Here is a 25,895-nt window from a genome sequence, read left to right on the forward strand (position 1 = left end):
CGGCGACGTAAATTTATTAGATATAATCCCTATAAATTTAGTAGATTAAATGATCCGATTTTAGCGGCATTGATAGATTCTTTGTTCCGGCCCCCTGACTTCGACGGGAAAGGCGTACCTGGAGATTTCGCAGCTGGGTGGGGCAATATCCGGCTTCTGAATCATCGGAACGCCGCTGGATGCCACTTCTTCAAATCGACAACCTGACGCACAGTTTCGGCCCGACGCGTGCCCTCGCCGGCGCCGGACTGATGATCGAGCGCGGCGAAATCGTGGCGCTGATGGGTGCAAATGGTGCCGGCAAGTCGACTTTGGTAAAGATACTTTCGGGCGTGATCGTTGCCGATGGCGGCACGATCACACTGAACGGTCGGGCATTCCAGCCGCACAGCCCGTCGGAGGCAGCGCGTGCCGGTGTCGTCACCGTGCATCAATCCACGGACCTCATCGGAGCTCCGGGATCGACGGTCGCCGACGCCTTGCTTCTCAATCGCTTCGCCGATCGGGGCATGCCCTTCTTCATCTCGCAACGCAGTGTTCGCCGTGAGGCGCAGGCAATGCTTGATGCGGTCGATATCTCCCTGCCGCTCGACCGCGACTTCGGGGATCTCACCGCAGCGGACCGCCAGCTCGTTGCGATCACCCGCGCGCTCGCTCACCAGGCCGAATTGCTGATCCTGGACGAACCGACGGCAAGTCTTTCCAGCCAGGAATGCCGGCGCTTGTTTGAAGTCCTTTTACGGCTTCGCAGCGAAGGGCTTGCAATCCTCTATATATCCCATCGCACCGCCGATATCGAAGCCATTGCCGACCGCGCGGTGGTCATGCGTGGCGGTCGCGTGGTTGGCGGCTTTAGCCGGCCGATCGACTTTTCCGCAGCGATCGAAACCATGATCGGCCGCAAATTGGATGTCGCTCGCGCCGATGCGCGACCGGCAGCCGGGCCGGCTCTCTTCGAGATGCGCGGCGCGCGGCTGCTTGCGGCGAGCGAACCTTTCGATCTGACGCTCCACGAGGGCGAGGTGGTCGCCATCACAGGCGTGCTCGGCGCCGGAAAAAGCCGGCTGCTCTCGGCGATCTTCGGCCTCGGGCGACTTGCCGGCGGCGCGATGTTTCTCGCTGGAAAGCCGCTGCATCCAAGATCGCCGGCAGAGGCGATTGCCGCCGGAATCTCGATGGCCGCTGAAGACCGCCATCGTTCTTCGCTGATGCCACCTGCCTGGCCGGGCAATTCGCTGGCCGCAACCATCAGCCTGCCGCATCTGGCGAAATGGTATCCGCATGGCTTCCTTTTCGGCGGTCGCGAGCAGCGTGAGGCGAAACAGGCGATCGCTCGCCTCGGCATCAAAGCTGCCGGCCCCCTCGCCTCCGTGTGGACGCTCTCCGGCGGCAACCAGCAGAAGGCCGTCATCGCACGCTGGGAGGCGGAGCCGAGCCGTCTGCTGCTGCTAGACGAACCCTTTCAAGGCGTCGATGTCGGCGCCCGCCAGGATATCATCCAGGCAATCCGGGCGCGGAAGGATCGTGCAACGCTGATTGCCACATCCGATCCGGAAGAGGCCTACGAAGTGGCCGACCGGATTCTGGTCATGGACCACCACACGCTGCGGCCCGTCGCGGGCGGAGCGATCTCGCTTTCAGCCATTCAGGGAATTCCAGCATGACGACGATCGACGACGACGCAGTTCCAAAGGCGGCCAAGGTACGCAGGAGCGGCAATGAGGACAGCCGCCTCGCCGCCCTCGGCGCTTTCCTGCGGGCCGGCGCCGTCTTCATGCTGCTTGCGGTACTGGTGATCGGCTTCACCATTGCACAACCGGCCTTCATCAATATCGGCAATCTGATGAGCATCCTGCAGGCGGTTTCGGTCGTCGCCATCCTTGGCGCCGGCGTCACCGTCACGCTTGCCGTGGGTGGCTTCGACCTTTCGATCGGCGCGGTAGCGGCATCGAGCGTCATGGCGGCCAGCTATGCGATGATCGTCTGGCATCTCGATGCATTCGCAACCGTACCACTGGTGCTCGCATTCGGCGCCGCGGTCGGCCTCGTCAACGCGCTTCTCATCGTCCGCCTGCGCGTTCCGGATCTCCTGGCAACGCTTGCGATGATGTTCTTACTGTCGGGACTGCAGCTGATCCCGACGGCCGGCCGCTCGATCTCAGCCGGCCTCGTTCTACCGGATGGATCCAAGGCGACCGGCGCCTATGATCCGGCCTTCCTGCTGATCGGCCGCTACAGCATTTTCGGCACTGTGCCGGTATCGGTCGTGCTGACGGTGGCGGTTGCCATAGTCCTTTTTATCCTCACCGAGCGCACCCGCATCGGCCGCCTTTTGTTTGCGACCGGTGGTAACGAGGTCGCAACCCGGTTGGCAGGAGCCTCCACGACACGGTTGAAGACCCTTGCCTATGTCATCTCCAGCACGCTTGCGGCCCTTGGCGGCATCGTCATTGCCGCCCGCGTCGGTCGCGGCGATGTTTCCTCCGGCGGCTCGCTGCTGATGGATTCAGTCGCCGCGGCCTTGATCGGCTTTGCCGTCCTCAACCTGCGCCGCCCGAACGTACTCGGCACGGTCGTCGGCGCCGTCTTCGTCGGCGTGCTGCTCAACGGCCTCACCATGCTGAACGCGCCCTACTACACCCAGGATTTCGTCAAGGGCGCCGTGCTCGTCGGAGCCCTGGCCCTGACCTACGGCCTCGGCCGCAGCAATCCCTAGATCCAAGGAACAGAGACATGACCCGCGAAATCAGGCTGAACGCCTTCGACATGAATTGCGTCGGACATCAGTCGCCCGGGCTCTGGCGCCATCCGCGCGACAAGTCCTGGACCTATAAGGACCTGGATTACTGGGTGCATCTGGCCAAGACACTGGAACGCGGCAAATTCGACGGCCTTTTCATTGCCGACGTGCTTGGTGTCTATGATGTGCTGAACGGCAATGCCGATGCAGCGCTTCGCCACTCGGCACAGGTGCCGGTCAACGACCCCCTGCAAGTCATCCCGACCATGGCCTACGAGACCGAGCATCTCGGCTTCGGACTGACCGCGTCGCTTTCGTTCGAACATCCCTATACCTTCGCCCGCCGGCTCTCGACGCTGGATCACCTGACCAAGGGGCGCGTCGGCTGGAATATCGTGACCTCATACCTGAACAGCGGCGCGCTTAATATCGGCCAGCCGGCCCAGACGAACCATGACGATCGCTACGATCTGGCCGAAGAATATCTGGAAGTCTGCTACAAGCTCTGGGAGGGCAGCTGGGAAGACGACGCGGTCGTGCGCGACCGCGAGAAAGGCATCTTCACCCATCCGCAAAAGGTGCATCCGATCCGCCACTCGGGCAAATACTATACGGTGCCGGGCATTCACCTGAGCGAGCCTTCGCCGCAAAGAACGCCGGTGCTCTACCAGGCCGGCGCCTCCAGCCGCGGCAAGGATTTCGCCGGCGCGCATGCCGAAAACATCTTTGTTGCGGCGCCCTCCAAGGCCGTCCTGAAGCGCTATGTCGCCAATGTCCGCCACGCGGCCGAGCGGCTCGGTCGCAACCCGCGCGAAATTCTCGCCTTCAACCTGCAGACCGTCGTTCTCGGCGAAACGGATGCGGAGGCGCAGCACAAATTCAACGAATACCGCAAATACGCATCCTTCGAAGGGGCGCTGACGCTGATTTCCGGCTGGACCGGCATCGATTTCGGCCAGTTCGGTCCTGACGAAGTGCTGCGTCACCGGCATACCAATGCCGTTCAATCGGCTGTCGAAACCTTCACGACGATCGATCCGGACAAGGAATGGACGGTGCGCGAAATGGCCGACTGGGTGGGCGTCGGCGGCTTCGGCCCGGTATTCGTCGGCTCGCCTTCCACGGTCGCGGACCTGATGCAGGAGTGGGTCGAGGATACGGACGTCGACGGCTTCAACCTCGCCTACGCCGTAACGCCGGAGAGTTTCGAGGATGCAGTGGATCTTCTGGTACCGGAGCTGCAAAGGCGTGGCGTCTACAAGACGGAATACCGTCCGGGGACCCTGCGCGAAAAGCTGGGTGGCTCTGGACCCCGGCTCGTCGCACCACATCCGGGTGCCGCTTATCGCGACCTTCCGCGGGCATTTGCCCAATCCGCCGAATAGGGCGGCGTCATGCCGCAACATTCCCGCTTGAAGCTATTGTCAACGCCGATACTTAATTGGCGAAGCAATTTTCATATCACGTTAAACGACAGGCCCATCGCATGAGCAGCAATTCCGAATTTCTCTGGTACATCCCCAACGACACGAAGGCGGGCCATCGCGGCGATGCCGCTGTCGAGAACCACAATAGCCTGGAGGCGCTGACTGCCCAGGCGGCGGCACTCGAGGATCACGGCTGGAACGGTGCGCTCATCGGCACCGGATGGGGACGACCCGACACCTTCACTTTGGCGGCGGTGCTTGCTGCGCGAACGAAAACCTTCCAGCCGCTGATCGCAGTCCGTCCCGGCTATTGGCGCCCGGCCAATTTCGCTTCCTCGGCGGCTACGCTCGATTATCTCTCCGGCGGCCGCGTCAAGGTAAACGTGGTCTCGGGGCTCGACAGCCTTGCCGCCTATGGCGACAGCGAGGGCGACCAGGCACATCGCTATGCCCGCACCAAGGAATTCATGCGGCTGGTCCGCAGGCTGTGGACGGAAGAGAAGGTCACCTTCACCGGCGAGCATTTCAGCGTCACCGATTCCACCGTGGCGCCGCGTATCCAGATCCGCGACGGCCGCCTGCATCCCAAGCTTTATTTTGGCGGCGCCTCGGCGGCGGCGGAGCGAGTAGCGGCGACCGAAGCCGACGTGCAGCTCTTCTGGGGCGAGCCGCTTGACGGCGTGCGGGATCGCATCGCGCATCTGAAGGCGCTGAGCAAGGAACTCGACCGTGACCTCCCGCCCCTGGAATTCGGATTGCGGATCACCACGCTCGTTCGCGACACGACCGAACAGGCCTGGGCCGACGCCGAGGCCAAGGTCGCGGCCATGGCCGAGACCGAGGGTGCCGGCTGGAGCGACCACCGTCATGCAGTTGCCGTCGGCCAGCAGCGACTGCTCGATCTGCATGCGCGCGGCGACGTTCTCGACGACAATCTCTATACCGCGCCAGGCAAATTCGGCGGCGGCGGCGCCGGCACCACATGGCTGGTCGGGTCGGCTGCCGACGTCGCTCGTTCGCTGCGCAAATACGAGGATCTCGGCATCACCCATTTCATACTTTCCGATACGCCATACCTTTCGGAGAGCAAGCGGCAGGGTGATCAGCTACTGCCGCTGCTGCGCCGCTGAGCTTTCAATTTCGCGGGGAAACCCGGTTGGCAAGGCGCCGATTGAGACGTAGCATTCGTCCTGCAATCGAGCGCCGAGCCGGATCATGACAATTTTGCCTCCGCAGATTTCACCGCAAATCCTGCTGACCAGTGCCGGAAGGGCATGGAGCGGCCTATCGGCCGAATTCGTGCATATTCCGCGCGGACGGTCCCATATCCAGGGTAGCGATATGCATCGGCTGGGCATCCATTTCAGCCCGCCGGTCAATGCCGATTGCCGATGCGACGGCCGGCGCATGCGCCGCGTGCAGAAGTGGGGTGACATCGACGTCATTCCGGCAGGCGTCGATGGTTCGTGGGAAGATGATGCGGACTGCCGGATCCTGCGCGTGTGCCTGGATCCGTCGCGGCTCGACCAGGTCGCCGGAGAGCTCGGGCGGGACGTTGGCAAGATCGAGTTGCAGCCAAAGTTTCAGCTGCGAGACGCCGGGATTGAGGCAATCTGCCGAGCGATCAAGGCGGATCTGGAGGCCGATACACCATCCGACCCGCTCTATATCGACCTTCTCGCCAATGCGCTCGCGATCCGCTTGATCGAGACTGCGAGCGGCGCTTCGGTAACGCCCGAAAGCCGCACCGAACCTAAACTATCGCCTCGACAGCTGCGGATGCTGACGGAATTTATCGAGACCCATCTGGAACAGAAGCTTCATCTCGCCGATCTGGCCGCCCTTGCCGGCGTCAGCGTCACGCGCCTGAAGACGCTGTTTCGCAACAGCACCGGCGTTCCCGTGCATCAATATGTCATCCGCCGCCGCGTCGAATATGCCCTGGCCCTGATGACGACGACATCGATGCCGGCAAGCGAGATCGCGCTTGCTGCAGGCTTCGCCCATCAGAGCCATATGACGACGACATTGCGCCGGTTCACCGGCCAGACACCCGGCGAAATCCTGCGACAGGCGAGTGAATTCCGTCCGAAGCTGCAAAGACCGGTCTGAATCTGCGCGACCGCCTCGGCATCGGCCTCTAGTCCTTGCTCGATATCAGCAAGGAGAACGACCATGTTTGCAATCCTCGGAGCCGCCGGAAAGATTGGCTATCAGACCTCCAAGGCGCTGCGGGAAAGAGGTATGCCGGTGCGCGCCATTCTGCGCGATGCGGCAAAGGCTGACCGTTTGAGCACAATCGGCTGCGATGTCGCCTTTGCCGATATTCAGGATGCCGCAACGCTTGCCAAGGCAATAGCCGGGGCGAAGACCGTACAGGTCATTCTCCCGCCCCAGCCGCAGGCCGAAGACATGGGCGCCGACCTGCGCCGGTCCATCGAAAGCGTCGCCACGGCGTTGGAGGAAACCCGGCCGACGGTCGTGCTCGCTATTTCAGACTACGGCGCCCATCTCGGTAGAGGCTTCGGCATTCCTTCACTCTTCTTCGAGCTGGAAGAGCGCCTTCGCCGGCTTGCCGGGCGCAAGATATTCGTGCGATCGGCCGAGCATATGGAAAATTGGGGTCGCGTCGCGCCTGTAGCAGCGGCTACCGGTGTTCTCCCGAGCCTGATTGCTCCCGTGAACAGGCTATTCCCCACCGTCTCGGCGCAGGAGGTCGGCCTCGTTGCCGCCGACCTCCTGCTTCGTCCCGATATCGGGGCCGCCGAGCAGATCGTCCACGTCGAGGGACCACGCCGATACAGCGCCGCAGATGTCGCTGCAGCCATCGGCAACGTCCTTGGCCGCCCTGTCATTGCGGAGGCAACGCCCCGCGCGCAATGGGAAGAAAGCCTGGGGCGCATCATGAAGCCGGGCACCGTCGGGCTGATGACCGAGCTTTATGACGTTCATAACAGGGGGCTCATCGACGTCGAGCCGAATGTGGGCGAGATTCGCTACGGTACCACAGAACCGATTGACGCGCTGCGGTCCCTTGTCTCCACGCGCTGACGATCAGCGGTCAGAACACCTCATCGGCTTCGCATCGGCCTGCCCAGCATCGCTGACGAATAGATCATGAGCGGACGTCTTCTGGCGTCCGTTCTCGCATTCGTCCGTTCTCGCATTCGGCCGCGTCACATAGGAAATATTGCGCCCACCATAGCGACAGACGTGAATAACAGATCGCGCCAGCGCCAGACGCGGGTGCAACGCGAATTCCAACGCGATACTGGCGCGTTCGACCAGGAACATCTTCACAAATGGAAGCGGCTTTACGGACGTGTCCGTGAATGGCACGCTATAGTAATAAGGCGAAGCTTCGAGGGCCGCTGAACCGTGGCACAGGCTTCGATCCGTTGGCATGTCTTTGACGCCCTCATCTTCGACGCGGAGCAAGTGACCAAGGGTAGATTGATGGCCAAGCAGTCGAACAAGACGCAATCGCCGCGGCGGAAGCAGCAAAAGAGTGTCGCAGTTTCTCCGGCGAAGCTCCAAGGTCGAGATCAAGACATTGTTCTGATTGATCAAGTGATCGACCGGATCCATGAGGGCGGATCGACGCTTGTCATCAGCGGTGAGCCGGGGATAGGCAAGTCTGCACTCCTCGAAGCGGCCAGGCATCGCGCGCGAGAGAGCGATATGACGGTCTTGAGCATGACCGGCGTCCTCGCCGAAGTTCATCTGCCGTTCGCAGCACTGGAGCAGGCGCTCCGTCCGCTGATGAAGGAGGCTGTCGGCTTGGTCCCTCGTCAGCGATCTGCCCTGCTGGCCGCCTTCGGCATGCATGATGACATGGCCACGCCTGACATTTTTCTCGTGGCACTGGCTACGCTCTCCCTTCTGACCGAAAGCGCTGCGCGAAAGCCAATCCTGCTTGTAGCCGACGATGCGCAGTGGCTGGACGAGGCGACCTATGAGGTGCTGGCCTTTATCTCGCGCAGGTTGAGTTCGGATCCCGTCGTTCTATTCGTGGCCATGCGCGAGGGTTTCAACCGTCTGTTCGACGATGCCTCCACGTTGCGACTCCGGCTTTCGGGGCTCAGCGATGCCGATGCCGAGCGTCTGCTGGATTCCCACGCACCGGACCTTTCGGCTGATCTGCGCAGCCGGTTTCTCAAAGAGGCGTCGGGCAATCCGCTCGCCCTATTGGAACTGCCTCGTGACAGGCGAGCGGAGGACGCTCGAGATGCGACGTGGCTTCCGCTGACGGAACGCCTGGAACGTGCATTCTCGGCCCGTCTGACCGATCTTCCGGCCCCAACCAGAATGCTGCTCTTCGTGGCGGCGGAAAACGACGGGACATCGCTCCACGAAATCCTGTCCGCCGGGGAAGCCGTGTTGGGCGGGCATGTGGATGTCGGTGCTTTCACGCCGGCAATTGCCGCCAAGCTGATCGACATCGACGAAGGGGAGGTGCGGTTTCGGCATCCGCTCGTGCGTTCAGCGATGCATCAGGCGGCGGATCTGGCAACGCGGCAAAGGATACATGCAGCACTTGCCACGATCGTTCGTGACCAGTTGGATCGTCATCTATGGCACCGCGCCGCGGCGACTATCGGACCGGATGACGAACTTGCGAGCGAATACGACGCCATGGCGACCCGCGCGCTGCGGAAAGGTGCCGTGGCCATGGCGATCGAGGTTCTCGAAAAGGCGGCGGCGTTAAGCAGCACGACAAGAGCCAGGAGTGACCGCTTCCTACGCGCCGCCGAGCTCGCCGCCGATCTCGGACAACCAGAATTGCTGGATCGTCTGTTGCTCCAAGTCGATTTCGACCAGTCGGACACGATTGTGCCGGTACGAATTGGTTGGTGTCGCGAGATTAGCCTGTCCCCCGCGGTGGATGATCCTGCGAAAGTCTCCACATTGATCGGCTTTGCCACTCAGGCACGATCGGAAGGCGCCAAAGATCTGGCAATGAATTTCCTTTGGCGCGCCGCGCAGCGCTGTTGGTGGAGCGGTGCAAGCGACGAAGTCCGCAAAAGAGTTCTCGATGCCGCAAATCGACTGGAATTGCCTGAAGCTGATCCCCGCTTGATTGCGATATCCGCCTATGTCGAACCGCTTAGGCGAGGACACGAGGTGTACAATGAGCTCCAGGGACTTTCCGAAATTGCCAGAGGCGATCCTGCTACTGCACGCATCCTCGGAACCATTCCCAATGTCGTTGGAGCATTCGATCTTGGTACAAGCCTTCTTGCCGAGTTCACTGCGACCCTTCGTGCTCAGGGACGACTTGGAGAGCTTACACGCGTGCTCCTGTCTCGAAGCTGGGCGGAAATGGAAACCGGCAACTGGATAGGCGCTATGAGGGACGCTGAAGAATCCGCGCTCCTCGCCGAAGAGACCAATGAGATTCTGTGGATCGCAGGGGCGGCGATTGTAAAAGCCAAGCTTGTGGGAATGCAGGGTAATCTGGACCAATCAGAAGCCTATGCCGCGCAAGCCGATAGACAACTTCTTTCGGTCGGTGCCAATTATATGCGCGTGTTGCTGCAGATCTCACGAGGTGTTTCGGCCATCGGAGCGGGCCAGCATTGGAAGGCCTACGAGCAACTGAAGCCAATCTTCGGGCCGGCCGACGCGGTATTTGTTACCGGTATTGAGTTTCTTGGTATCGCCGACTTTGTGGAAGCCGCCGTTTTTTCCGGCAACGCCGAGGCGGCGCAAAATATCATTGACGAGGTCGAACGTCTCTCGGCTTCAAGGCCGGTACCATGGGTAGAGACGGTGTTGCACTATGGCAGAGCTCTCCTTGCCGCCCCCGAGAATGCCGAGCAATTCTTCTTGTCAGGCCTTGGTCCCGCGTCGGTGAGATTTCCTTTCCTGCGAGGGCGCCTTCTTCTCGCCTATGGGGGGTGGCTGCGCCGGCAACGCAGATCCACCGATGCACGGGCTCCACTGCGTGAGTGTCGCGATATTTTCGATGCGCTTGACGCTTCGCCCTGGGGCGACCGCGCGCGAGAGGAATTGCGTGCTTCTGGCGAATCCAGCCGCCGGCGCAGCGAGTATATGTGGGAAAAGCTGACACCACAAGAACTGCATATCGCGCAACTCGCTGCCGACGGCCTCTCCAACAAGGAGATCGGCGCCAGACTTTTTCTATCTCACAGAACCGTCGGCTACCATTTGCACAAGATCTTTTCGAAGACCGGCGTCACGTCGCGGTCCGGCTTGCGACCCGTTCTTGCCAGCATAATTCATCCTGAACGCTGAACACCACCGGTCATCAGACTGGTCATTTGACAGAAGCGGCAGCTTCCCCGTTGGGGCTACCGATGATGGGGCATGCAACCTTCTCGGGGAGAAAGACCGTGAAACTCCTGTCCTCACTCGCAACCCTCAGTCTTGGAGTAGTCCTTATGACCCAACCTGCTCATGCGGCCCCGGCCGCGGCTACCGACCCTCGGATCGACCCCCAGGTTCGCTCCTTCCTTGCCGAGATCAACAAGGATCCGAGCCCGTTCTGGAAACTGCCTCAGCCGAAGCCTCAGGATATCCTGACCGGTCTTCAGAACGCTACCCCAGTCGATGTCTCTGGGGTGACCACAACCGAGCAGACCATCACCCAGGATGGTCAGACCGTGAAGATCTACATCATGAAGCCCGAGCACATCACCGGCAAGCTCGGCGTGCTGCTTTTCATTCACGGTGGCGTCTGGATCGTCGGCAATTTTCAAAACCATCAGCGTCTGCTGCGCGATCTGGTGGTCGGCTCAGGCCAGGTCGGCGTCTTCGTCGAGTATACGTCCCTGCCTGAAGCACGCTTCCCGACACAGCTCGATCAATCCTATGCCGCGTTGAAATGGGTGGCGGCTCACGCCGACGAGTTCGGCGCAGATGGTAGTCGGATCGCCGTCGCTGGCAATTCCGTGGGTGGCAACATGGCCGCAGCCCTGACGATCATGGCCAAGGACCGTGGTGGCCCGAAGATCAGCTTCCAGGCTCTTCTTATCCCCGCGACCGACGCGAGCGTCGATACCGGCTCCTATCATGAATATGGCGAGGATCGCTTCCTGGCACGGGCATTCATGAAATATGGCTGGGATCTCTACGCGCCTGATGCCAAGACCCGCGACAACCCCTATGTATCGCCGCTGCGCGCCAGCATAGACCAGCTCAGGGGCCTGCCGCCGGCACTCGTTATCACCGCCGAGAACGATCCGCTGCGCGACGAGGGCGAGGCTTATGCCCGGAAGCTTAAGGAAGCCGGCGTGACCGTCGCCGCGGCCCGATATAACGGCACGATCCATGACTTCGTGCTGTTGAACGCTATCCGCAACGTACCTTCAACAGAGGCAGCGATCGAACAGATCAATGACAATCTGCGTCGGTATCTCGAACCGGCAACGCATTGATTGATGCGGCGACGCGGCGCGCTCCTGTCGCCGCGTCGCCGAGCAAGACCGGTAACCCGTTGCTGGAACGTTGCCGCCGTTTGCTCAGCCAACCATTCCCCAAGCCAGGCAACATCTCCGTCACCTCTGTAACGGCGACACGGCCAAAGAAAGTCCACGCGGTATCCGTGTGCAGCGCAACAACGATTGCCGCTTGCAATGTTTATAAAAATGGATATCACTAAACACATTGCTAAACATGAGAGTTGAGGAGTTCATGTAGGCATTCTCTGACATTGGTGGACTTGCGTGGTCGGCGGGGAGCCGGCCTTTGGTTCTGGGAGGAACTCATGCAGAAGACATTGAAAGCCCTTCTCGGGCTGGCCTCGGCGTTTATGATGTCGTTGGCGCTGCCCAATATCGCAAAAGCCGATCAATTGACGCTGTGCTGGGCCGCCTGGGATCCTGCAAACGCACTCGTCGAGCTGTCGAAAGACTTCACCGCCAAGACCGGAACGGAAATGAAATTCGAGTTTGTCCCGTGGACGAGCTACGCGGATCGTTTCCTCAACGAGTTGAACTCACATGGAAAACTCTGCGACCTGATCATCGGCGACAGCCAGTGGATCGGTGGCGCGGCAGAGAACGGCCAGTACGTCAAGCTGAACGACTTCTTCGACAAGGAAGGCATCAAGATGGATGACTTCGTGCCGGCGACAGTGGTTGGCTATTCGGAATGGCCAAAGAACACGCCGAATTACTGGGCGCTGCCAGCCATGGGCGACGTGGTTGGCTGGACCTACCGCAAGGACTGGTTCGAGCGGCCGGAACTGAAGAAGGAATTCAAGGAGAAGTATGGTCGAGATCTCGCTGCTCCGAAGACCTATGATGAGCTGAAGCAGATAGCCGAATTCTTCCAGAAGCGCCAAATCGACGGCAAGACCGTCTACGGCGCTTCGATCTACACCGAGCGCGGCTCTGAAGGCATCACCATGGGTGTGACGAACGTGCTGTACGACTGGGGCTTCCAGTACGACAACCCTGACAAGCCTTATGAAATGAATGGCTTCGTCAATTCTCCTGATGCGGTGAAAGGTCTGGAATTCTACAAATCGCTCTATGATTGCTGCACCCCGCCCGGCAGTTCCAACGTCTACATGGTGGAATCCGCGGATGCCTTCAAATCCGGCCAGGTCGCGATGCAGATGAACTTCGCATTCACTTGGCCCGGTCTCTACAAGGATGAGAAGGTCGGCGGCGACAGGATCGGCTTCTTCCCCAACCCGGCTGAAAAGAAGCATTTCGCCCAGCTTGGCGGACAGGGCATCTCTGTTGTCTCCTATTCCGACAAGAAGGACGCCGCACTGCAATACATCAAGTGGTTCGCCCAGCCTGACGTCCAGGCCAAATGGTGGAAACTCGGCGGCTATTCCTGCCTGAAATCAGTCGTGAACGCCCCGGACTTTGCATCCAGTCAGCCCTACGCCCAGGCATTCCTCGACTCGATGGCAATCGTGAAGGATTTCTGGGCCGAGCCGAGCTACGCAACCCTTCTCCAGGATATGCAGAAGCGTGTCCATAACTATGTCGTGGCCGGCAACGGCACCGCCAAGGAGGCGCTCGACGGCCTGGTGAAGGATTGGACTGAGGTCTTCAAGGACGACGGCAAGATATAGTGTCCGGCTGGACGCACCGCATCCTTGCCAGAATGGCGGCCCGAATCGCCAAGACTGCCGGGCCGCCACCTGTCTCACATACGCAAAGACCGGGTGACATCTTGAACATTTCCTCTTCTTCCATGGTCGAGAAGGCAGCAGACGCCACGGCAAGGGCGACGCCCACATCGGTCGCTCATCGCGTCCGCGGCCTGTCAGATCGAGCGATCGCCTGGGTGTTTATCGCCCCAACCATCATCCTTCTTCTCGCCATCAACATTTTCCCGCTCATCTGGGCGATCTACCTCTCGTTCACGAACTACCGTGCCAACCGCCCAAATGCGCCGGTTCAGAATGTAGGTTTGAGCAATTACGAGCGCGTTCTGACCGACCCCGATATCTGGCAGGCCATGCAGACGACGGCGCACTTCGTGTTCTGGACGATCCTGCTGCAGACGGTGATCGGCTTTACGCTCGCTTATCTCATCGACCGCAAGTTTCGCGGCCATGCATTCTGGACGACGCTGATCCTGATCCCGATGATGCTGTCGCCGGCTGTCGTCGGCAACTTCTGGCGCTTTCTTTACGAACCGCAGATCGGTCTCTTCGCCTACGCCGTTTCGCTCGTCACCGGAATTCCGACAGCCGACATCCAGATGCTCGGCAGCGTCTCGCTGGCACCCTGGGCAATCATCATCGTCGACACCTGGATGTGGACGCCCTACGTCATGCTGATCTGCCTGGCGGGTCTGCGTTCCATCCCCGACTACATCTATGAGGCCGCGGAGGTCGACCGCGCCTCCGCATGGCGGCAATTCTGGTCGATCACCGTGCCGATGGCCCTGCCCTTCATCATGCTCGCCGTGCTGTTCCGCGGCATCGAAAATTTCAAGATGTTCGACATGGTCACCCTGTTGACGGGCGGCGGTCCGGGCTCGACCACGGAGGTTGCCTCCATCACCTTGAAGCGCGCCGCCTTCGAGAGCTGGGCGACCGGACGGGCGTCGGCATTCGCCATCGTCCTCTTCGTCGCCGTCTTCGGCCTTGCGAACATCTATGTCAAAGCGCTCAACAAGGTGAAGCAACGATGAGCTCCGTCACCTCAGCCCATTCGGTCGTCGAGCCGAGCCCGACCAGCAAGCGCATCGCTGGCGCCATCGTGATCCTCTACGCCCTGATCACGATGATCCCACTCATCTGGATTTTTTTGACGAGTATCAAATCTCCGCCTGACTCCATCAGTTATCCTCCGAAAATCGTCTTTACGCCGACGCTGGAAGGCTATTGCAACCTTCTGACGACGAGAACGCGCCAGACGCCAGAATATATCGCGGCGCTGCCCGCACCAAGCGGCACCTGCGACGAGGTCACGCGCAAGCGAAACATGGTGATTGCCGGCCCCTCGAATTTCCTGCCGCGCTTTGCCAATTCGCTGGTGATTGCCTTCGGCTCGACCTTCCTTGCCGTCTCGCTGGGGACGCTCGCGGCCTACGGCTTCTCCCGCTTCAGGGTACCGCTTGCCGACGATCTTCTGTTCTTCATTCTGTCGACGCGCATGATGCCGCCGATCGCGGTCGCAATCCCGATCTATCTGATGTATCGCGAGCTCGGTCTTTCCGACACTGCCGTCGGGATGATCCTGCTTTACACCGCGGTCAACGTCTCGCTAGCGGTCTGGCTGCTCAAGGGTTTCATCGACGAGATCCCGCGGGAATACGAGGAAGCCGCGATGATCGACGGCTACACCCGGATGCAGGCCTTCTGGAAAGTCGTCCTGCCGCAGGCGACGACCGGCATCGCCGCAACCGCGATCTTCTGCCTGATCTTTGCCTGGAACGAATATGCCTTCGCAGCATTGCTGACCTCGGGTGAGGCCCAGACGGCGCCGCCCTTCATCCCGACCATCATCGGGGAAGGCGGACAGGACTGGCCGGCAGTCGCTGCGGGAACGACGATCTTCCTGATCCCGATCCTCGTCTTCACCATTCTCCTGCGCAAGCAGCTCTTGCGTGGCATCACTTTCGGAGCGGTTCGCAAATGACGCATCTCATCGAAACACCGCGCCCACCTACCCGCCCGAAGCGCCCCTTCTTCCTGCGTCGTGGCCCGATGGAGAACATCGCAACCACGCTGATTGCGATCGGCTTCCTCATGCTCTTCCAGCCGTTTCTGCTGGCGCTCTACACCTACTCACTGGTGACCCTGCTTGCGGGCACGGCCATGTTCATCATCGTCTCGAAGTTTCCGGAGTGAGCCATGGCGGACATCAGAATAGAAAATCTCCGCAAGCAGTTTGGCAGCTTTGTCGCCGTGCAGGATTCGAGCTTCGTCATCCATGACGGCGAGTTCCTGGCACTGCTCGGCCCCTCGGGCTGCGGCAAAACGACAACGCTTCGCATGATCGCCGGTCTTGAGCTGCCGACCAGCGGAAAGATTTATCTTGATGGCGAGGACGTCACCTTCAACCGGGCCAGCGCCCGCGACATTGCCTTCGTTTTCCAGCTTTTTGCGCTCTATCCGCACATGAACGTGCGCAAGAACATCGGCTTTCCGCTCCTGTCGCAAGGAATGCCGAAGTCGCAGATTCGCCAGCGCGTTGAGGAAACCGCGCGGCTACTCCAGATTGATCACATCCTGAACCGTTCCGTCTCCGGACTTGCCGGCGGCGACCGCCAGCGCGTGGCTCTCGGGCGCGCAATCGTGCGTCGCCCGAAGTGCTTCCTGATGGATGAACCCCTTGGAACGCTAGACGCGGAATTCCGCGAAGTGATGGTCCATGAGCTGCGCGAACTGCATAACCGCATCCATGCCACGACGGTTTACGTGACGCATGATCAGCACGAGGCGATGGCCATGGCCGACAAGATCGCCGTCATGAACCATGGTGTCATCGAGCAGTTCGGCACGCCGCAGGAAATCTACAGCAAGCCGGCCACCATGTATGTCGCGGATTTTATCGGCTCGCCGCCGATGAATTTCATGCGCTTCACCTCCGGCCTTAAGAGTGGCGCACGCTCGATCTCGCTAGACGGAGCCGATGTCAGTATTCCCGAGGTGCACCAGGATCTCGCCGAGGCCGAATTGGCGCTTGGCGTCAGGCCGGAACATATTCGCTTCAGCGACACCTCTCCCTTGCGGGGGGCGGTCTACGGCAGCGAATACCTCGGAACCAATCAGGTCGTGGCAATCGAGACGTCGAGCGGCGTCATCAAGGCTCGGGTTCCAGCAAACCGCAACTTCCGCATCGGTGAGACGGTCGGTCTTGAGTTCAATCCGGCCAAGCTCGCGCTGTTCGATTGCAAGTCCGGCCGCGCCGTTGCTTCGGCACTCTACTCGGAGGCTGCACATGGCTGACGTTGTTCTCAAGGACCTTAGCAAGCGTTTTGGCGACATACAGGCTCTCGCCGATCTAAACCTTTCCATCCGTGACGGTGAGTTCGTCGTCCTGCTCGGGCCGACGGGCGCCGGCAAGACGACAACATTGAGGCTTATTGCGGGGCTGGAACGCCCCGATAGCGGACGCATCGAAATCGGCGGACGCAATGTCGGGAGCCAAGCGCCCGCCGAAAGGGACGTCGCGTTCGTCTTCCAGCAATATTCGCTCTATCCGCATATGACGGTTTACGACAACCTTGCCTTTCCCCTGCGGGCGCCGGTCCGCAAGCTCTCGAGCGAGGAGATCGACCGACGCGTCCGGGAAATCGCGCACATGGTCAGGATCGACCACAAGCTGGAGAACCGCTCGACACGTCTGTCGGGCGGCGAGATGCAGCGCGTCGCGATCGGCCGGGCGCTGGTGCGCCGACCCGCTATCTATCTCATGGACGAGCCGCTCTCTTCGCTCGACGCGAAGCTGCGGGCGGAACTTCGCCTGGAACTAAAGCGTATCCAGAAGGAGCTTGGTTCGACCTTGCTTTATGTAACCCATGACCAGGTAGAAGCCATGACGATGGCGGATCGGATAGGCATCGTTGCCGAAGGAAGGCTGCTGCAAGTCGGAACGCCACGCGAGATTTACGGAAATCCGGCCAATCTTCATGTTGCCGCACGGCTTGGGCAGCCGCACATCAACCTCTTGCCAACCGATCTTCTTCCCGGCGCCAATCCGCCGCCAGGAACCAGGACGATCGGCGCGCGCACCGAACATCTGGAAATCATCATCGATCAGAACGCCAATGCCAAAATAGACTGGATCGAGCACCTGGGGGACCAGAACCACCTTCACATCAAGGTGCGAGACCACAAGCTTGTTACACTTGCCGATCCGTATCTCGCGATCCAGCCAGGTGATCGGATCAGCCTGACACTGCGTGATCCGCTCTATTTCGATGCCAGCGGCCAGCGCCTTGGATGAAAAACGGAACGAAACAAACAACGGCAGAATAAACGACGGGTCTCACTCCATGAAACATTTCTTCAATCGCCGAGAAACCATCGTCACCGAAGCCTTGGACGGCCTGCTCCTGACGAGCGGCCCGGGCCATCTTGCTCGCCTGGACACCTTCCCCGAGATCAAGGTGATCCTGCGGGCGGACTGGGACAAATCGAAGGTTGCAATCATCTCCGGCGGCGGCGCCGGGCACGAGCCCTCGCATGCAGGCTTCGTCGGCAGAGGTATGCTCACCGCAGCGGTATCGGGTGAAATCTTTGCCTCGCCAAGCGTCGATGCCGTGCTTACGGCAATCCGCGCCGTGACGGGTCCCAAGGGTGCGTTGCTTGTCGTCAAGAACTACACGGGTGACCGACTGAACTTCGGCCTTGCGGCGGAGAAGGCCCGTGCCGAGGGCTTCGACGTCGAGATGGCGATTGTTGCCGATGACATCGCAATTCCCGAAATCAATCAGCCTCGCGGCGTTGCCGGTACGCTCTTCGTACATAAGATCGCAGGATATTACGCCGAAGCCGGAGCAGACCTAAGGACAGTCGCTGCGCAGGCGATGGAAGCAGCAAGCGATATCATCTCGCTCGGCATGTCGCTATCGACCTGTAGCGTACCGGGGCAGGCGCATGAGGATCGGCTGGGCGATAACGAGGGAGAACTCGGTCTCGGCATCCACGGCGAGCCAGGGGTTGAGCGCATTGCGCTGCAGCCGGTTGCCGATCTCGTCGCTACTATGGTCGAGCGGCTGGCCGCCAAGCTGGATAGTGCGCATCGGCATGCTTTGCTGATCAACAACCTCGGTGCCGTGCCGCCACTTGAGATGGGCGTGATAGCCGGCGCGGTGCTGTCGTCTCCCTTAAGCCGCCCCGTGCGACTTATCATCGGACCGGCGCCGATGATGACCGCACTCAACATGAACGGCTTCTCGCTTTCCCTGATCCGTCTGGACGCCGCCCGTGAAGTTGCGCTGAAGGCCGCGGTCGCTCCGCACGCCTGGCCACCGGCAATCGAAAGGCACGAGATCGCCATCGTTCCCGCCCCTCAAAAAGCGCTTGCACGGAACGAAGCGACGTCGGCCAGCGATGACCAGCCGAATCGTCATCTCCTGACGACAGTTTGCGAGCATCTGATTTCCCAAGAAGAAGAGTTGAATCGGTTGGATAGCCGCGTGGGCGATGGCGACACCGGTTCCACGGTTGCGACAGGGGCCCGCAGCATTCTCTCCCGCATGGACACGCTGCCGCTGAAGGACCCTGCGGCCACGATGGCCGCGATCGGCGAGATCCTGAGCACGAGCATGGGCGGCTCCAGCGGCGTACTGCTCTCGATCTTCTTTACCGCGGCATCCAAGGCTATGGCCGGAAGGAAAGATATCGCTGCTGCCCTGCTTGCCGGACTTGATCGGATGACGTTCTATGGAGGAGCCGGTGTCGGCGACCGCACGATGGTCGACGCGCTGACCCCGGCATTGGCAGCCCTGACGTCGGGAGATCTCGCGGCTGCGGCGAGAGCGGCGGCAGCGGGTGCGGAATCGACGAAGGCAATGCGAAAGGCAAAAGCAGGACGAGCCTCCTATGTTGGCGAGAGGGATCTGGAGGGAGTACCTGATCCAGGCGCGGTGGCTGTGGCGGGTGTATTCGAAATGGTGGCATCACTGGCATGAGCAGGCTCTGGGAGGATTTTGGGTGCAGGCAGAACCGGTTCTTCTCATGGGGTTGATTGAAGCTTGCCGCGCAACGATTGCGGCAAACAGCGACCATCTCTGTGGGCTTGATCGCGCAATCGGAGACGGCGATCACGGAACGAACATGCGGCGTGGCTGCGAAGCGGTGAGTGCGGAGGAAGCTTCCGTCTCGATCCTGCCCTTACCCGACGCACTTGAAAAAATTGGCCTGACCCTGGTGATGAACATCGGCGGAGCAGCAGGCCCTCTCTACGGAACGTTGCTTATGGAGATGGGTCGCGAGCTTCGCGCGCTCGACAACCGACACGATTTCCCCTTGGTACTGAAGCAGGCGATCGACGCGGTAGCGCGTCGCGGTCGCTCACATGCCGGAGACAAGACCCTTCTCGATGTCCTGTATCCGGTTCAGGACGCACTCGCACACCGTTCGCCTCTGACAGATATTGCACGTCGGGCCGAACTTTCCGCCGAACTGACTGCTGCCATGAAGGCCATGCGCGGGCGCGCCTCCTATCTCGGAGACAGGTCGATCGGCCATGTCGATCCGGGCGCTTCAAGTTGCGCGCTCTTGACGGCCGCGATCTGCCGCTACCTTGAGGAGTACCGCCCGGCATGAATGGGAAGACGCCAAACGTTGGGATTGTGATCGTTTCCCACTCGCCGCTGGTTGCGCGTGGCACTGCGGATATGGTGCGGCAGATGGTCGGCGATAGCGTGCCGCTTGCCTGGTCCGGCGGCAACCGTCACGGCGAGCTTGGCACGGATGCTGGCGGCATTCTCAAAGCTATCGAGGAGGCCTGGTCGGAAGCGGGCGTCGCCGTCTTCGTCGATCTGGGTGGCGCTGAGACAAATAGCGAAATGGCAATCGAGATGCTCGGTATGCCACGATCCAAGCATGTCTCGATCTGCAACGCCCCAGTCGTGGAGGGAGCCGTCATCGCGGCAGCCGAGGCCTCCGGTGGCGCATCGCTAAGCAGGGTGGTTGCAACGGCAGAGGAGCTGTCACCCTGATGAGCGGCGGATTGCGTATAGGAAACCTGGAGATCGAGCAGGTGCATGGCAGCTGCCAGACGGAGGTCGAGGTCAAGCACGGCGTGGGATTGCACGCCCGGCCCTCGGTCACGTTCACCCGGCTGGCAAAATCGTTCCCCTGCACCATCGAAGTCGCGGTCAATGGCAGCGACATCTGGCTGAACGGCAAGAGCATCATCAAGATCATGGGTGCCAGAATCCGTAAGGGTTCAGTGCTCAAGATCCGCGCCGATGGAATCCTCGCCCAAGAAGCGATCCAGGCATTGAAGGAGCTCGTCGAACGCAACTTCGATGAGGAAAAGAGGCATGGCCGCACCGCTTAGATTGAAAGCCACGAGCGCATCGCCCGGCGTCGCAACCGGGCCAGCCTTTATAGCCGAGCCGCTGGCCGCCGCCGCGTCCCCGCCATCAAGCCTTTCCGGGCATACTGAGCTCAGCGACGCGATCAAGACGGCCATCCGCGAGCTGCAGAACCTTGCGACCGGAGCAGACCCAGAGAGCAGCGATATCGTCGAGTTTCAGATCGAAGTGCTCCAGGATCCGACGTTAACTGACATGGCCGGCGCACGGATCGATGCAGGCGAAAACATCGCGTTCGCATGGGTCGGGACACTCGACGGATATATCCGCGAGCTGGAATGCTCGGAAGAGGATCAGATGCGGGCGCGCGCCGTCGACATTCTCGACATCAAGAATCGCGTCCTGGCGGTCCTCACGGGAACGCCGCTCGACGACTTTCCGGCCGGATCCATCTATGTCGGAAAGGACATGGAACCCAGCCGCTTCCTCGCACATGACTGGTCCGCAGGTGGCGGTATCGCTCTTTATGCCGGCAGCGCCGTCGGCCATGTCGCCCTGCTTGCCAAATCCCGGTCTATCCCAATGGTCATCGGCGCAGGCCAGTTCGCAACAGAGAGGGGGCAGCATATCGGGGTTGATGGCGATTCAGGCACCGTCATCCTTCAAACGAGTAAGGGGAACGCCACGCCAGCCCAATTCGACCATCCGGCGACAAGCAGCGCGCCGGCGCCCGACAACGGAAATCTGCGCGCGGCCGACGGTTCGCAAATATTGTTGTCCATCAACGTCAACGCCCCGGATGAAGTCGATTCGATCATCGTCACGACAACCGCGGGCATCGGGTTGATGCGCTCGGAATTTGCTGTGACATCACTTGGCGATGCCGCAAACGAGGAAAAGCAGTTTGCGATCTACCGCCGGCTCCTGGATTGGGCGGATGGCCGGGCGGTAACAGTCCGCATGTTGGATATTGGCGGCGACAAACCGCTCGCAGGGCTTGCCGAGGCTTCCTCCTTGCGCGGCATCCGCCTTCTCCTTGCCCGGCCGGAGATTGCCCGCATTCAGGCCCGCGCGCTGTTGCGCGCAGCCATCTTCGGCAATCTCCGCATCATGCTGCCGATGGTGACCTTTCCATCCGACGTCGATGACATGCGGAGGATCTATCGCGAGGAATCCAGCGAGCTCGCGCGCCGGGGCGTGCCGCACCGCATCCCACCGATCGGAATGATGGTAGAGATTCCGGCGGCAGCGCTCATGCTCGACCATTTCGAAAGCGCAGACTTCTTTTCGTTCGGTACGAACGACCTTGCGCAATACCTTGTAGCCTCGGCACGCGAAGGTGCCGACTTTGCTCTCTACCAAGTCCGCGCAGTACCCGCCGTGTTGCGTCTTTTGTCACAGGCCGTGAAGCTTGCCGGCAGCAAGCCGCTCAGCATCTGCGGCGACATGGCCAGCGATCCATCCCGAACCGCAGACCTTCTTGCCGCCGGCATACGTCATTTTTCCGTGGCGCCAGCTCGACTTCCCGCGATAAGATCGGCAATCGTCGGTCTGAACGCCGATGGGACAAAGGCAGCCGGAGAATAAGATGGCGCGCGAAGACACCGAAGACGCCATTATCGCCTACAAGTCCATTCTGGCGCAGATCATCGACAACAGACCTTCCGGAACACGGCAGCGGCTGGCCACGGAACTGGGCAAACATCGCAGCTTTGTCACGCAGATAACGAGCCCGACCTACGCGACACCGCTTCCTGCCCGGCATCTCGCGACGATCTTCCGCGTGTGCCATTTCAGCGGCGCCGAACAGGAGCGCTTTCTGGACGCCTACGAGGCCGCCCATCCCGGCAAACTGCCGGAGCTTGGCACCGCAGAAAAACTGCGGCACCTTTCGCTGATGGTTCCTGATTTCGGCGACGAACGACGCAACCGGCTGCTGGAGGAAGCAATCACGGATCTTGTGCTGAAGATTGCAGCACTTTCCGGACCGCTGGAGTGAACAGGGCATTGCGCTTGGCGCGCCAAGACTGAGATGATCATCGCCTTGGGAGGGGCTTGATGAAGAAATTCATGAACACAGCGGAGACCATGGTCGCGGAAAGCGTTGAAGGCTTCGTGCGCGCCCATGAGGAATTCGTTGCGTTCGGCGTCGATCGCAAATGCATACGCCGTCGCCACTTGGTTCCCGGCAAGGTCGCGATCATCTCCGGCGGCGGCGCAGGTCACGAGCCGATGCACATTGGCTTCGTCGGACGCGGCATGCTGGATGCTGCCTGCGTCGGGCATATTTTCACAAGTCCAACGCCGAGCCAGATCATTAGCGCGATAGAGGAGACAGACACGGGCGCCGGATGCCTGCTGGTCGTGAAGAACTACGATGGCGACGTGATGAACTTCGAGATGGCGGCAGAGATGGCAGCCGGTCGGCACAGCGTTGAAATGGTTCTCACCTGCGACGACGTCGAAACGGTCAGAGCCAGCGACGGTCGCGGTCGGCGCGGCGTTGCCGGCACGCTTATCACTGAAAGGCTTCTCGGCGCTGCGGCCGAGCGGGGCGCGCCGCTCGCAGAGCTGAAGGCCATCGGCGACAGCCTCTCGCCACGCATCCGGTCGATGGGCGTCGCGCTGACGGGCGTGGCGGTGCCGCACACACAGCGCACGACATTCGCACTCGGATCAAACGAGATAGAAATGGGTGTCGGCATTCACGGGGAGCCGGGGCATTCAAGAGAGCCCTTCGCCAGCGCTGACACGATCGTCAGATATCTGAGCGAAGCGATCGTCAACGACATCAGCCAAGCGACAGACAAGGCATTGCTCTTCGTCAACGGGCTCGGCGGCACGCCGCCGGCCGAGCTGTATCTTGCCTACAATACCGCTCATCGCATTCTGGCGGAGCACGGCCTCCATATCGAGCGCTCGCTTGTTGGTACCTATGCTACCTCGCTCGACATGCAAGGCCTTTCCGTCACGCTCGCTTTCCTCAATGACGAGGAGTTCTCCCTGTGGGATTCGCCTATCGCAACCGCTGCGTTGCGGTGGGGATGCTAAGTACGAGTTGGTCGGTGATGTCGACGACTTCCCGTTCGGTCGGCTGATATCACCGCGAGACTCTAAAGCTGGGGCGTCATCATCTCAAAGCGATCACGGATCGTGCAACAGGTATCGCCGCCGAGGCGCGCTATGGCATCGACTCCGGCCGGATCGACGCGCAGCCGCTCAGGATCGACGACGCCATCGCGATAGTGCGCGTAGATGATTTCGCCCAAAATGATCTGCCGGGATTTCCCGAGTTCCAGGGTGACGTGACGCCTGCATTCGAAGGCTGCGGGTGCTTCCGCAATCCATGGCGAGACCACCTTGGTGCCGGGCATCGCCGTCAATCCTGCCTCCTTCAATTCGTCGACGTCGCGCGGATATTTCGACCCGCAAACATGCATTGCCTCGGCGATGGAAAACGACACGATGTTGACGGTGAAAACTTCCGTCATGCGGATGTTATGACCCGTATCCTTAAAAGACATATCCGGATGATTTTCAACGCCGAGCGCCAGGATCGGGGGATCCGCGGAGAGACAGTTGAAGAAGGAAAAGGGCGCGGCGTTGATACGGCCGTTCTCGTCCACCGTCGTCACCAATGCGATGGGCCGAGGAATAATCGTGCCGATCATCAGCTTGTAACGTTCACGCTCACTGAGTGCCTCAAAATCGAAGGAGACCGTCATCCTAGCGCACCACTGGCGAAGGCGCGAAACTGCTCATCGCGCCAAGGAAGGGTTTGTGAAGAGGCGAAGCATATGAGCCACGTTTGCTGGTCGAGAGCCCAAGCGATACCAAGGCTTCAGCCTGCTTGACGGCGGCGGCTACGCCATCGACAACAGGCACGCCGTAGATCGCCTGCAGATCACGAGCAAGATCGGTCATGCCGGCACAGCCAAGCACGATTGCCTCAGCGCCATCTTCCGACAATGCCCGTTCGATCTCGGAACGAAGCTTGCCGATGGCACCCGATGCGGGATTTTCAAGCTCTAGAACAGGGATATCCGACGCGCGAACCTTCGCTCGTCCACCCATGCCATAGCGGTGTAGGAGATTGTCGATCAATACACGCGAGCGCTCCAGCGTCGTCACCACGGTAAACCGTTGAGCGAGAAAACCAGCCGTCGCGACGGCGGATTCGCAGAGGCCGAGTACCGGGACATCGCTGAAACTACGCGCCGCCTCTAGGCCAGTGTCGTCGAAGCAAGCAACAACGGCGGCATCGTAGCCCTCGGCCTGCCGCAACTTGAGTTCATTGAGGAGACCTGGGACGGCAAGCGCGCCGTCATAATGTCCCTCGATCGAGGCCGGGCCCATGCGGGATGTCGCGGCGGTGATTTCGGTTCCGGCGGCCGCCACCGAGCGGGCGGCGATGGCCGCCTTTTCCGTCATGGAGACCGTGGTATTGGGATTAACGATGAGAATGCGCATGAAGATCAGACTGTCTTTGACTGCCGGCCGCGCAGCATCGTCATGATGCCGAGAGCGACGAGGATGATGGTGAAGGAGAAGAGCGTCGTCACGGTGCCGAGGGCATAAAGCACCGGTGTCGTGACATTGGTCGTCATGCCGTAGATTTCGAGCGGCAGCGTGTTGAAGGTGCCTGACGTCATCAGCGTGCGAGCAAATTCGTCGTAGGACAGCGTGAAGCCGAAGAGACCGACGCCGATCAGGCTCGGAGCGATCATCGGCAGCACGACATAGCGGAAGGTCTGCCAGGGCGTCGCACCGAGATCGCGCGCTGCCTCCTCATAGGCTGGAGAGAAGCGGTTGAAGACCGCGAACATAATCAGCACGCCGAAGGGCAACGTCCAGGTCAGATGCGCGCCGAAGGCCGAGGAATACCAGGCGGGCGCCAGACCGCTCTGCTGGAAGACGACGCCGATGCCGAGCGAGACGATGATCGACGGCACGACGAGGCTTGCAACCGTCGCGTAGAACAGCACCGAGGAGCCGCGAAAGCGGCGGCGGAAGGCCAAACCCGCGAGAAGCGACACGACGACAGTCACCACCATGACCATCAGGCCGAGGATCAGCGAGCGCTGGAAAGAGGCTCCAAAATCACCGACCGCCTGCTTTTGGAAGAGGTTGACGAACCAGTGCAGCGACACCCCATTGAGCGGGAAGGTCAGGCCGCCGTCCGGCCCCTGGAAGGAAAGGATCAAGATCGCCGACAGCGGCCCGTAGAGGAAGAGAACGAAGACGACGAAAAAGACCGCCAGCACATAGAATTCGAGGGTGCGCTTTTCGTGGTTCAT

24 protein-coding genes are annotated in these 25,895 nt (G+C 60.7%); 21 read left to right on the forward strand and 3 right to left on the reverse strand.

Going from position 1 to position 25,895, the window contains the following annotated elements:
* Positions 1–179 precede the first annotated feature (179 nt).
* The 21 genes from EV561_RS17820 to EV561_RS17920 all read left to right on the forward strand — a co-directional run bounded on the left by EV561_RS17820 (position 180) and on the right by EV561_RS17920 (position 23,649).
* The gene (locus EV561_RS17820; RefSeq protein ID WP_132523633.1) at positions 180–1,664 is read left to right on the forward strand and encodes a sugar ABC transporter ATP-binding protein; all 1,485 of its coding nucleotides are present in this window, start codon (positions 180–182) and stop codon (positions 1,662–1,664) included.
* Complete coding sequence (locus EV561_RS17825) at positions 1,661–2,716, forward strand: ABC transporter permease (RefSeq protein WP_132523634.1); 1,056 nt, start codon at positions 1,661–1,663, stop codon at positions 2,714–2,716. Before EV561_RS17820 ends, EV561_RS17825 begins: the two co-directional genes overlap by 4 nt.
* A 17-nt stretch (positions 2,717–2,733) precedes the next feature.
* Positions 2,734–4,125: an LLM class flavin-dependent oxidoreductase gene (locus EV561_RS17830; protein WP_132523635.1), complete on the forward strand. Its 1,392-nt coding sequence runs from the start codon at positions 2,734–2,736 to the stop codon at positions 4,123–4,125.
* A 101-nt stretch (positions 4,126–4,226) separates the two neighbouring features.
* Positions 4,227–5,297 (forward strand): LLM class flavin-dependent oxidoreductase, encoded by a 1,071-nt coding sequence (locus tag EV561_RS17835; RefSeq protein WP_132523636.1) that lies wholly within the window; start codon positions 4,227–4,229, stop codon positions 5,295–5,297.
* 85 nt (positions 5,298–5,382) lie between these two features.
* Positions 5,383–6,279, forward strand: a complete 897-nt coding sequence (locus EV561_RS17840) for an AraC family transcriptional regulator (protein WP_132523637.1) — start codon at positions 5,383–5,385, stop codon at positions 6,277–6,279.
* 63 nt (positions 6,280–6,342) lie between these two features.
* Positions 6,343–7,218 carry an NAD(P)H-binding protein gene (locus EV561_RS17845; protein WP_132523638.1) on the forward strand — a complete coding sequence of 292 codons (876 nt, stop codon included), beginning with the start codon at positions 6,343–6,345 and terminating at the stop codon, positions 7,216–7,218.
* Positions 7,219–7,623: 405 nt separating this feature from the next.
* The gene (locus EV561_RS17850) at positions 7,624–10,425 is read left to right on the forward strand and encodes a LuxR family transcriptional regulator (protein ID WP_132523639.1); all 2,802 of its coding nucleotides are present in this window, start codon (positions 7,624–7,626) and stop codon (positions 10,423–10,425) included.
* Positions 10,426–10,571: 146 nt separating this feature from the next.
* Positions 10,572–11,567 carry an alpha/beta hydrolase gene (locus EV561_RS17855; protein ID WP_165927841.1) on the forward strand — a complete coding sequence of 332 codons (996 nt, stop codon included), beginning with the start codon at positions 10,572–10,574 and terminating at the stop codon, positions 11,565–11,567.
* Positions 11,568–11,896: 329 nt separating this feature from the next.
* Positions 11,897–13,222, forward strand: coding sequence for an ABC transporter substrate-binding protein (locus tag EV561_RS17860; protein ID WP_132523641.1), 1,326 nt, complete (start codon positions 11,897–11,899; stop codon positions 13,220–13,222).
* Between the two features lie 101 nt (positions 13,223–13,323).
* Positions 13,324–14,292: a sugar ABC transporter permease gene (locus EV561_RS17865; RefSeq protein WP_188079995.1), complete on the forward strand. Its 969-nt coding sequence runs from the start codon at positions 13,324–13,326 to the stop codon at positions 14,290–14,292.
* Positions 14,289–15,242 (forward strand): carbohydrate ABC transporter permease, encoded by a 954-nt coding sequence (locus tag EV561_RS17870; RefSeq protein WP_132523643.1) that lies wholly within the window; start codon positions 14,289–14,291, stop codon positions 15,240–15,242. Before EV561_RS17865 ends, EV561_RS17870 begins: the two co-directional genes overlap by 4 nt.
* Positions 15,239–15,454, forward strand: a complete 216-nt coding sequence (locus EV561_RS17875; RefSeq protein WP_132523644.1) for a hypothetical protein — start codon at positions 15,239–15,241, stop codon at positions 15,452–15,454. The genes EV561_RS17870 and EV561_RS17875 overlap by 4 nt, the downstream gene beginning before the upstream one ends.
* A 3-nt stretch (positions 15,455–15,457) precedes the next feature.
* Complete coding sequence (locus EV561_RS17880) at positions 15,458–16,555, forward strand: ABC transporter ATP-binding protein (RefSeq protein ID WP_132523645.1); 1,098 nt, start codon at positions 15,458–15,460, stop codon at positions 16,553–16,555.
* A complete protein-coding gene (locus EV561_RS17885) occupies positions 16,548–17,555 on the forward strand; it encodes an ABC transporter ATP-binding protein (protein ID WP_132523646.1) in 1,008 nt (335 codons plus the stop codon). The genes EV561_RS17880 and EV561_RS17885 overlap by 8 nt, the downstream gene beginning before the upstream one ends.
* 49 nt (positions 17,556–17,604) lie before the next feature.
* Entirely contained in the window at positions 17,605–19,245 is a 1,641-nt protein-coding gene (locus EV561_RS17890) for a dihydroxyacetone kinase subunit DhaK (protein WP_132523647.1), read from the forward strand.
* Between the two features lie 22 nt (positions 19,246–19,267).
* Positions 19,268–19,882, forward strand: a complete 615-nt coding sequence (gene dhaL / locus EV561_RS17895) for a dihydroxyacetone kinase subunit DhaL (protein WP_132523648.1) — start codon at positions 19,268–19,270, stop codon at positions 19,880–19,882.
* Positions 19,879–20,277, forward strand: coding sequence for a dihydroxyacetone kinase phosphoryl donor subunit DhaM (gene dhaM, locus EV561_RS17900; RefSeq protein WP_132523649.1), 399 nt, complete (start codon positions 19,879–19,881; stop codon positions 20,275–20,277). The genes dhaL and dhaM overlap by 4 nt, the downstream gene beginning before the upstream one ends.
* Positions 20,277–20,621 (forward strand): HPr family phosphocarrier protein, encoded by a 345-nt coding sequence (locus EV561_RS17905; protein ID WP_132523650.1) that lies wholly within the window; start codon positions 20,277–20,279, stop codon positions 20,619–20,621. The genes dhaM and EV561_RS17905 overlap by 1 nt, the downstream gene beginning before the upstream one ends.
* A complete protein-coding gene (locus EV561_RS17910; RefSeq protein ID WP_132523651.1) occupies positions 20,605–22,185 on the forward strand; it encodes a putative PEP-binding protein in 1,581 nt (526 codons plus the stop codon). Before EV561_RS17905 ends, EV561_RS17910 begins: the two co-directional genes overlap by 17 nt.
* Position 22,186: 1 nt before the next feature.
* The gene (locus EV561_RS17915; RefSeq protein WP_132523652.1) at positions 22,187–22,597 is read left to right on the forward strand and encodes a hypothetical protein; all 411 of its coding nucleotides are present in this window, start codon (positions 22,187–22,189) and stop codon (positions 22,595–22,597) included.
* Between the two features lie 59 nt (positions 22,598–22,656).
* Positions 22,657–23,649, forward strand: coding sequence for a dihydroxyacetone kinase subunit DhaK (locus EV561_RS17920; protein ID WP_132523653.1), 993 nt, complete (start codon positions 22,657–22,659; stop codon positions 23,647–23,649).
* 62 nt (positions 23,650–23,711) lie between these two features.
* Here EV561_RS17920 and EV561_RS17925 read toward each other — a convergent pair whose 3' ends face one another.
* The 3 genes from EV561_RS17925 to EV561_RS17935 are packed head-to-tail and all read right to left on the reverse strand — an operon-like array spanning position 23,712 to position 25,895.
* The gene (locus EV561_RS17925; protein ID WP_132523654.1) at positions 23,712–24,323 is read right to left on the reverse strand and encodes a flavin reductase family protein; all 612 of its coding nucleotides are present in this window, start codon (positions 24,321–24,323) and stop codon (positions 23,712–23,714) included.
* 1 nt (position 24,324) lies between these two features.
* Positions 24,325–25,068, reverse strand: a complete 744-nt coding sequence (locus EV561_RS17930) for an aspartate/glutamate racemase family protein (protein ID WP_132523655.1) — start codon at positions 25,066–25,068, stop codon at positions 24,325–24,327.
* Positions 25,069–25,073: 5 nt separating this feature from the next.
* Complete coding sequence (locus EV561_RS17935; protein WP_132523656.1) at positions 25,074–25,895, reverse strand: ABC transporter permease; 822 nt, start codon at positions 25,893–25,895, stop codon at positions 25,074–25,076.

The organism is Rhizobium sp. BK376, assembly GCF_004341625.1.
In the GTDB taxonomy this organism is placed as follows: Bacteria; Pseudomonadota; Alphaproteobacteria; order Rhizobiales; family Rhizobiaceae; genus Rhizobium.

Excerpts from the sequence above, each read along its gene's own strand:
- EV561_RS17910 (WP_132523651.1), top strand. The coding sequence starts at position 20,605 with ATGGCCGCACCGCTTAGATTGAAAGCCACGAGCGCATCGCCCGGCGTC.
- EV561_RS17850 (WP_132523639.1), top strand. The coding sequence starts at position 7,624 with ATGGCCAAGCAGTCGAACAAGACGCAATCGCCGCGGCGGAAGCAGCAA.
- EV561_RS17870 (WP_132523643.1), top strand. The coding sequence starts at position 14,289 with ATGAGCTCCGTCACCTCAGCCCATTCGGTCGTCGAGCCGAGCCCGACC.
- EV561_RS17880 (WP_132523645.1), top strand. The coding sequence starts at position 15,458 with ATGGCGGACATCAGAATAGAAAATCTCCGCAAGCAGTTTGGCAGCTTT.
- EV561_RS17915 (WP_132523652.1), top strand. The coding sequence starts at position 22,187 with ATGGCGCGCGAAGACACCGAAGACGCCATTATCGCCTACAAGTCCATT.
- EV561_RS17840 (WP_132523637.1), top strand. The coding sequence starts at position 5,383 with ATGACAATTTTGCCTCCGCAGATTTCACCGCAAATCCTGCTGACCAGT.
- EV561_RS17875 (WP_132523644.1), top strand. The coding sequence starts at position 15,239 with ATGACGCATCTCATCGAAACACCGCGCCCACCTACCCGCCCGAAGCGC.
- EV561_RS17935 (WP_132523656.1), bottom strand. The coding sequence starts at position 25,895 with ATGAACCACGAAAAGCGCACCCTCGAATTCTATGTGCTGGCGGTCTTT.
- dhaM (WP_132523649.1), top strand. The coding sequence starts at position 19,879 with ATGAATGGGAAGACGCCAAACGTTGGGATTGTGATCGTTTCCCACTCG.
- EV561_RS17905 (WP_132523650.1), top strand. The coding sequence starts at position 20,277 with ATGAGCGGCGGATTGCGTATAGGAAACCTGGAGATCGAGCAGGTGCAT.
- EV561_RS17930 (WP_132523655.1), bottom strand. The coding sequence starts at position 25,068 with ATGCGCATTCTCATCGTTAATCCCAATACCACGGTCTCCATGACGGAA.
- EV561_RS17825 (WP_132523634.1), top strand. The coding sequence starts at position 1,661 with ATGACGACGATCGACGACGACGCAGTTCCAAAGGCGGCCAAGGTACGC.
- EV561_RS17925 (WP_132523654.1), bottom strand. The coding sequence starts at position 24,323 with ATGACGGTCTCCTTCGATTTTGAGGCACTCAGTGAGCGTGAACGTTAC.
- EV561_RS17845 (WP_132523638.1), top strand. The coding sequence starts at position 6,343 with ATGTTTGCAATCCTCGGAGCCGCCGGAAAGATTGGCTATCAGACCTCC.
- EV561_RS17855 (WP_165927841.1), top strand. The coding sequence starts at position 10,572 with ATGACCCAACCTGCTCATGCGGCCCCGGCCGCGGCTACCGACCCTCGG.
- EV561_RS17885 (WP_132523646.1), top strand. The coding sequence starts at position 16,548 with ATGGCTGACGTTGTTCTCAAGGACCTTAGCAAGCGTTTTGGCGACATA.
- EV561_RS17820 (WP_132523633.1), top strand. The coding sequence starts at position 180 with ATGCCACTTCTTCAAATCGACAACCTGACGCACAGTTTCGGCCCGACG.
- EV561_RS17920 (WP_132523653.1), top strand. The coding sequence starts at position 22,657 with ATGAAGAAATTCATGAACACAGCGGAGACCATGGTCGCGGAAAGCGTT.
- EV561_RS17830 (WP_132523635.1), top strand. The coding sequence starts at position 2,734 with ATGACCCGCGAAATCAGGCTGAACGCCTTCGACATGAATTGCGTCGGA.
- EV561_RS17890 (WP_132523647.1), top strand. The coding sequence starts at position 17,605 with ATGAAACATTTCTTCAATCGCCGAGAAACCATCGTCACCGAAGCCTTG.
- EV561_RS17835 (WP_132523636.1), top strand. The coding sequence starts at position 4,227 with ATGAGCAGCAATTCCGAATTTCTCTGGTACATCCCCAACGACACGAAG.
- EV561_RS17860 (WP_132523641.1), top strand. The coding sequence starts at position 11,897 with ATGCAGAAGACATTGAAAGCCCTTCTCGGGCTGGCCTCGGCGTTTATG.